Annotated in this window: 1 protein-coding gene; it reads right to left on the bottom strand. The window is 61.9% G+C overall.

Going from position 1 to position 1,094, the window contains the following annotated elements:
- Positions 1 to 1,094 (bottom strand): hypothetical protein (locus EN925_RS36990; RefSeq protein WP_206633155.1); only part of this gene is annotated, 1,094 nt, incomplete at both ends.

Genomic DNA, 1,094 nt, shown 5'->3' with positions numbered 1-1,094 from the left:
CCCCCCCCCCGCCTGTACGGGCAGCAGCAGGTAGCGAGTCATCACGTCCGGATCGGACTTGAAGGCCTGGCCTGCGACGGCCGCCACGCCATAGGTATCGCGGGTGCTGACATACAGCATGATTCCGACGACCAGGCAGCCCAGAACAACGAAGGCCGCAAAGGGTGAAATGAAGTGGAGGTAGCGCCCGATGATGGGGACCAGCAGGGTCAGCAGGAGCGACAGAACGAGGATCAGCCCGTAGAAGAGCTGCGTCACAAAGGCTTGCGTGGACCCGAAATTGAACGTGGCAAGAACATAGCCGATAAGAAAGAGGTTGACCGCGCCCAGCAACCCCCCTGCCACGCCACCGCGTCCACCGGACAGGCTGACCCCGCCCAGCACCAGGGCGGTCACCGCCGTCAGCGTCATGGTGGTGCCCTGCGTCGGATCTCCGGACGAGATCAGCGCGGTATAGCAGATCGCGCCCAAGCCAACGAAGAGGCCGGCGATGACGTGGGCACCGATCCGCACCACATTGATCCGGACGCCGCTCGTATAGGCCGCACGCTCATCGTAGCCCATCAAACGCAAATTCGCGTAGAACGAGGTCATGGTGAACAGCAGCCAGGCCGCTATAGCCAGCAATACTATCAGCAAGATCGGTGAAAAGATCGTGTTGCCGAGGCCCCAGGACGACATCCAGTCCGGTGCGGTGCCGCCAGGTCTTGGGAGGATGACGAGATTGATGCCGGTCAGGGCCAGAAAGCCACTGAGCGCCACAATGATCGGCTGGACGCGCACGAAAATGATGATGAGGGCAAAGAAGAGCTGATAGAGAACGCCAATCCCCAGGGCGACCAGAAAGACGCCAAAGGGACCCGTGACGATGCCAAGGCCGTTGAGCTTGACGATCGTGACGTTGATGAAGGCGAGCAACGGTCCGACCGCAAGGTCGACTGTCCCACGTCCTGCCACAGCCAGAGCCATAAGCGAGAATGTCGCCAGAATCAGGGGCGCCGACACGATGATGGCGCTGCCGAACCCCGACAAGGAGACAAGGTTCGGCCCCCTGATGACCGCGGTGCTCCTGAGCACCGCGGTCATCAGGGGGC

The sequence above is a fragment of the Mesorhizobium sp. M7A.F.Ca.US.006.04.2.1 genome (assembly GCF_004022915.1).
Taxonomy (GTDB): Bacteria; Pseudomonadota; Alphaproteobacteria; order Rhizobiales; family Rhizobiaceae; genus Mesorhizobium; species Mesorhizobium ciceri.
Note: the sequence above shows the minus strand (reverse complement) of the source record. Positions and strands in the feature narration are given on the sequence as shown.